This is a genomic window from Streptomyces sp. W16, assembly GCF_033194735.1.
Taxonomy (GTDB): Bacteria; Actinomycetota; Actinomycetes; order Streptomycetales; family Streptomycetaceae; genus Streptomyces.
In genome coordinates, this window is the sequence record NZ_JAWOAI010000593.1 from 1 (window position 1) to 5,501 (window position 5,501).

At 71.3% G+C, this 5,501-nt stretch carries 5 protein-coding genes and 1 pseudogene; 2 read left to right on the top strand and 4 right to left on the bottom strand.

Annotation, left to right across the window (positions count from 1 at the left end):
* A pseudogene (locus tag R6V09_RS44675) lies at nucleotides 1-196 on the bottom strand (phosphatidate cytidylyltransferase); the annotation flags it as partial.
* Nucleotides 193-1,971: a histidinol-phosphate aminotransferase family protein gene (locus R6V09_RS44680; protein ID WP_317887213.1), complete on the bottom strand. Its 1,779-nt coding sequence runs from the start codon at nucleotides 1,969-1,971 to the stop codon at nucleotides 193-195. The pseudogene R6V09_RS44675 and the gene R6V09_RS44680, both read right to left, overlap by 4 nt.
* A gap of 187 nt (nucleotides 1,972-2,158) precedes the next feature.
* Here R6V09_RS44680 and R6V09_RS44685 point away from each other — a divergent pair, with 187 nt between their 5' ends.
* The gene (locus R6V09_RS44685; RefSeq protein WP_317887217.1) at nucleotides 2,159-2,665 is read left to right on the top strand and encodes a hypothetical protein; all 507 of its coding nucleotides are present in this window, start codon (nucleotides 2,159-2,161) and stop codon (nucleotides 2,663-2,665) included.
* Nucleotide 2,666: 1 nt separating this feature from the next.
* On the opposite strand, the gene R6V09_RS44690 is transcribed toward R6V09_RS44685, so the two are convergent.
* Nucleotides 2,667-3,506, bottom strand: coding sequence for an NAD(P)-dependent oxidoreductase (locus tag R6V09_RS44690; RefSeq protein ID WP_317887214.1), 840 nt, complete (start codon nucleotides 3,504-3,506; stop codon nucleotides 2,667-2,669).
* A gap of 220 nt (nucleotides 3,507-3,726) precedes the next feature.
* On the opposite strand from R6V09_RS44690, the gene R6V09_RS44695 reads away from it, so the two are divergent.
* Nucleotides 3,727-4,251 carry a hypothetical protein gene (locus R6V09_RS44695; protein WP_317887215.1) on the top strand — a complete coding sequence of 175 codons (525 nt, stop codon included), beginning with the start codon at nucleotides 3,727-3,729 and terminating at the stop codon, nucleotides 4,249-4,251.
* A 293-nt stretch (nucleotides 4,252-4,544) separates the two neighbouring features.
* On the opposite strand, the gene R6V09_RS44700 is transcribed toward R6V09_RS44695, so the two are convergent.
* The coding region (locus R6V09_RS44700; RefSeq protein WP_317887216.1) for a histidine kinase at nucleotides 4,545-5,501 on the bottom strand (957 nt) is incomplete at its 5' end.

Here is a 5,501-nt window from a genome sequence, read left to right on the forward strand (position 1 = left end):
CGATCACCCCGGCCGCGATGGCGACAGCCGCGGCGCCCGGGCGGCCCCACCAGAACGCGGCGGTGACCAGGGGCACCCCGACCGCCCAGGCGCACCACCGGATCATCAGTTCACGGCGCCGGGTCGCCGCCACCGCGATGCCGCCCAGCACCAGCGCCCCGCCGAGGTAGGGCGCCAGAGAGGCGACAGTGATCATGGCGCGGATCCGGCGACGACGGGCCGAGGAGGCGTCGGGACGAGCGATGCCGGACCTTGGCGCAGTACGTCCAGGGAGGCGCGGAAGGCGGCCACGATGCGCGCGTTCTCCGCCGTGTCCTTGACCGCGATACGCACACCGCGCCCCTGGTACAGCGAGGACAGTGGCGACAGATCGCGCAGGTACACGTCGTGCCGGCGGCATTCGTTCACCACTTGTGCGGCGCTCGGTCCGCCGGTCGGCAGGATCACAGTGAGGAAGTTCGCCACGGCCTCTTCGACGGTCGCGTCCTCGTCCAACCCGGCCAGATCGGCGGCCAGTTGGCGGCGCAGTGCATGGGTGTGGAGCCAGCGGTCGCTGTAGTACGCCGGGTCGCGCAAGGCGGCCACCGCGGCCAGTTGCGCCGGGAGACTGACCGGCCAGGGCGGTGTCCAGCGGCGCAGCCGTGCCGCGGTGGCCGGTTCGGCCACGAGATACGCGGCCCGCATGCCGGACAGCGCGTACATCTTGGAAAGGGAGCTGCAGACCACCACCCGTGGGTCCGTCGCGGCGAGGTCGGCGAGCGACTCGGCCAGGCCGACGTAGCCCAGGTACGCCTCGTCGATCCACCAGCGGGTGCGGGCCGGCGCGGCGGCGATCAGCGAACGCAGCTGCGCGGCCGGTACGTGGCGTCCGGTCGGGTTGTTCGGGTTGACCACCACCACGAGGTCGTAGCCGCCGGACCCGACGGCGGCGGACAGCCGGTCCGGATCGATCCGCCAGCCGTCCTCGCGGCGCAGCCGGAACCGGTCCACCCGGCAGCCGATCACCCTCTCCGTGACGTGGGCGTACTCGCCGTAGCCCGGGTCCAACAGCAGCACTCGGCTCTGCGGGGTCAGCCACTGGCCGAACGCCCTGAAGATCAGGTCGGACGAACCGGCGCCGACCACCAGCGTCTGCGCCGGTAGCGCCCGGGCCGCGGCGATCTCCGCCACCAGACCTTCGGCGCCGGTCGGCGGTGAGGTCCGGGCGGCCCACCCCGGGTCCTCCGCGAGCGCCGCCCGCACCCCGGGGGCCGGCGGGAACCACGCGTCCAACACGTCGGCGGCGACAATCCGATGGCGCCTGTGGAGAGTACGGAAGTCGGTGCCGATGGCGGTGAACGAGACGCCGCCGTGTTCACAGCCGTCCGGCCGGGGTGCGAACGGCACGTCCAACTGCCAGTCCACCGTGGACCGCAGGCGCTCCAGCATGGTGCCGTACCGCTCCATCGCGAACTTCGTCAGCTCGGCCACGGCCCCGGTCAGCACCTCGAACGTCACCGCACCGCTGTGGACGGTACGGCCGACCGGGTGCAGGCCGGCGGCCCGGTACATGTCGAGCAGTTCGGTACGCCCCATCGCCACCACCCGGCGACCGCCCCTGGCGGCGATCCAGCGCAGCGCCGCGTACATCAGCAGCGGTGCCGCCGCGGTGGCCCGCCAGCCGGGGTCGACCGTGAGGATGCGCACTTCGAACAGGTCGTCGTCGGCGAGCAACGGCAGCTCGTCGCGGGTCAGGTACTTCTCCAGCCCGTACCGTCCCAGCCAGGGCGGAGTCAGGCTGACGAAGCCGATACGATCCGCGCCCCGCGCCGCGACCAGATAGACGTTGTCACCGTCCAGACCGTCATGAAGCCGACCGGACGGATCAGGTGCGTGCTGGCCCAACTCCTGCGCGTACACCCTGTGACGCAGCTCGTGGATCCAGTCGAGATCCTTCGGGGTGGCAGTGCGCAGTTGCAGGTCGAAAACCATGAACACCCCTTTAGATGAAGAGGGTTGAATCATGGGAGGCGTGCTTCGGCGGCACCAGAGCGGGGCGACGCAAGCGACCTGAGTGCGCGTACTCAGGTGCGGTCGGCCCCAGTGTGCTTCGTCCGGGGCGGTGTCCGAGGTGCGGTGCGTCATGAACGGTCGGCGCGACACCTCCGTACCCCCTGACATGACCCTCCAGACACCGACACAGCAGCCCTCCCGAGGACACACCGCCCGTCTGCGTCGCGGTGCCGCGTTCGCCCTGCTTCCGTTGGCCGTGGCCTGCGGTGGAGGCGAGAGCGAGGACGCGGCGGAGCGCAAGCGGGTGGCGGCCGTGACCGCCGCCCCCGAAGCCGGTGTGGTCGCCCCGGCGAAGGTCGAGGTGATCGCCGGGCTGACCGGGTGCACCGCCGAGATCCGGATCGAGGCGGAGGAACTGCGTGAGGGGCAGTGCAGTACGAAGCAGGGCGAGTACCGGATCACCACGTTCCCCGAGGAGCGGTACAAGGTGACCTGGCTCGACACCGCGGCCGTCTACGGCGGCAAGTACCTCGTCGGCACCCGCTGGGTCGTCAGTGCGCGGCCGGAGCTGCTGGAGGGGTTCCGGGCCCGACTCGGCGGATCCGTACAGGAGTTGCGCGGTGTCGGGCCCGCGTCGTCGGCCCCCTTCGGGCCCACGGCGTCGGCCTCCTGAGTCACCCCTCCGTGCGGAGGTGCCCCAACACCTCCGCCAGCGGCAGGTCGAACCGGTCCTTGTCGCCGGCCCACCGGCGCAGCACGCTCGCCGCGCCCTCCGCCAGCTCCGGCGGCAGTCCCGCCGTGCGCAGGGTCGCCGCGATCTCCTCCAACTCCGGTGCCCAGCGCCAGGCTCGGGCGGCGACGCTCGGCAGCTGATCGGTCTCGGCGAGGATGTTGGACGTCAACGAGCCTGCCTCCAGCGCCAGTTCGGCCGCCACGCCGTGGCTCGCGGCGAGCGCGTGCGAGACGGCGGCCAGCACCCGGGCCGACTTCTGGAACGAGGCGTACGACATCTTCAGCGCGGACGCGGCACCGATCCCGGCGTCGAGGGGACGGGCCAGCACCTGGGTTCCCTCGAACACCCCTGCCACCCGGGCGACTTGCTTCCCGTCGCCGCTCAGGTACAGCCGCGGGGCGCTGCCCGGTCCCGGCGGGCCGCCGACGATCGAGCCGTCGAGCATCGGCACGTCGCGCTCCGCGCACGCGGCGGCGATACGCCTCGTGCGGTCCGGGCTGATGGCGTTGGCCTCGACGTACACGCCCCGGAAGGGGTGCGCGAGGACCTCGTGCGCCATGTCCTCCGCCGCGTGCGGCGGGCACACCGAGAGCACGAAGTCGCTTGCCGCCAGGGCGGATTGGAGGGACTCGGCGGCCTCCAGGCCCGCTTCCCGGGCCCGTTGGAGGCTGGCGGGGCTGCGGCCGGTGGGGACGTACAGCACCCGGGCACCCGCAAGGGCTGCCTGGCCGCCGACTTTCGCGCCCATGGCGCCGGGATGCAGAAGCGTCAACGTGGTCATGGGCCTCACGTTAGGCGGGGGCCGCCACCGAGACCGGCGCACGGTGCCGACAACCAAGCGCGGGCCATGACTTGCCCTCCGTCGGCCCCGGCGTACTGAAACATTCAACAAAGGGATCTTCGGGACCGGCAAAGGGCTCTACCCGCATAGATGATCCCGGTGCTGTCATGCTCACGACTGCCCGGAATCCCTGCCGGGCACCACTCCGGGAGATCCCCCCATGCCCCGAATATCCCGCTCCGTGGTCACCGCCCTCTCCTCCCTCGCGCTCGCCGCCGCCGGCCTCACGGTCGCCGCCGGCACCGCTCACGCGCAGAGCTGCAGCCAGGACTACCTCCCCCTCCCCGACCCCACCTGTCAGCCCGGTGCCTTCAACTCGGACGTCACCCAGTCCACCATCGACACCACGATCTGCGTCTCCGGGTGGACCGCGACCGTCCGGCCGTCCAGCTCGTACACCACCGCGCTGAAGAAGACGCAGATCGTCGAGTACGGCTACACGGACACCAGCACCTCGGACTACGAGGAGGACCACTTCGTTCCCCTCGAACTCGGCGGCTCCCCCAAGAGTGCGCTGAACCTCTGGCCCGAGCCGGAGTACGGCACCAAGACCGCCGGCAACAAGGACACCGTCGAGAACAAGCTCAAGAAGGCCGTCTGCGCCGGCACCGTCACCCTCTCCGACGCCCAGGACGCGATCGTCACCGACTGGACGACCGCGCTGTCCGACCTCGGTCTGAGCTGATCTCCCTCACCCGACTCAGGGGCCGGTCTCCTCCTCCGGGAGTAGCCGGCCCCTCGCCGCTCCTTCTGGGGAGGCAGACCAAGAGCCTCCGCAAGGGCGATGTTCTTGAGTATCGCGAGGAAGAGTGTGGGGCATAGGAGAGGGGCATAGGAGATATGAGCCTCGGGAGGGCGCCATGAACCGACAGATCCGTGTTCGCGTGATTCGCCGGCCCGCCGCGCCCCGCGACGACACCATCGACCGCAGGACGCCGTCGGGGCGGATCCTGCCCTACTGACGCGAGCGGCCCCGTCTCACAGGGGCGACCGCCAACTCACCGTCGTGCCTTCGCCGTCGTAAACCCTTAGTCGTACGGCGTCCCGGCCGTCCGGCAGCGGAGTCGTCACGTCGACCGTGATCTCCAGGCGGGAGACGTCGGGTTGGCGGGATGCAGTAGCCAGGGCGCGGCGCAGGGCGGCGAGAAGTCGGATCGCCACCTGATCGGGGACGAGGGTGTCCACCGGGCCCTTGAAACGGGTCGAGGGCTGGAACGCGAGAGTGGCCGCCGTCTCCCGAAGTACCTTGCCGCGCAGGCCAGTTGGGGCTTCGGCCGGCGGCTGTTGCAGGGCGAAGATCGCTGTGCGGACCTCCTGGACCGTCGACTGGAGTTCGTCGACGGCGCGTCCGAGGGCATCGTGGGCCGGGTCGGTCGGTCCGCCCCTGCGCTGGGCGGATTCGAGCAACATGCCGGTGGCGAACAGCCGTTGGACGACCAGGTCGTGCAGGTCCCGGGCGATGCGGTCGCGGTCCTCGTAGACGGCGAGGCGTTCACGGCCGTGCTGGGCGTCGGCCAGGACCAGCGCGAGTGCCGCCTGGGACGCGAACTGCGTTGCCAGCGAACGTTCTACGGCCGTGTAGGGGCGGTCGCCCGGCCGGCGGGGGAGGGCGAGCGTGCCGATGAGGCGGCTCTCGGCCTGGAGCGGCAGCATCATGCTGGGGCCGAACCGGTGCCGTACATGCGTCGTCATGCGCGGGTCGGTCGCCGAGTCGTCGATGAACACCGGTTCGCCGCCCAGGAGTTGGACCAGGACGGGGCTGCCGGGCGCGATGGTCGTACCGACGATGTCGCCCGGGTCCTCGAAGGTGGAGGCGGTGACGATCTCCATGCCGCCCGCCTCGGTGGGCTGCAGGATCACACCCGCGGCGGCGTCGGCGAGCGCCCGGGCGCCCTCTGCCACCGTCATCAGCGCGTCGGCCGCCCGCTCGCCGGG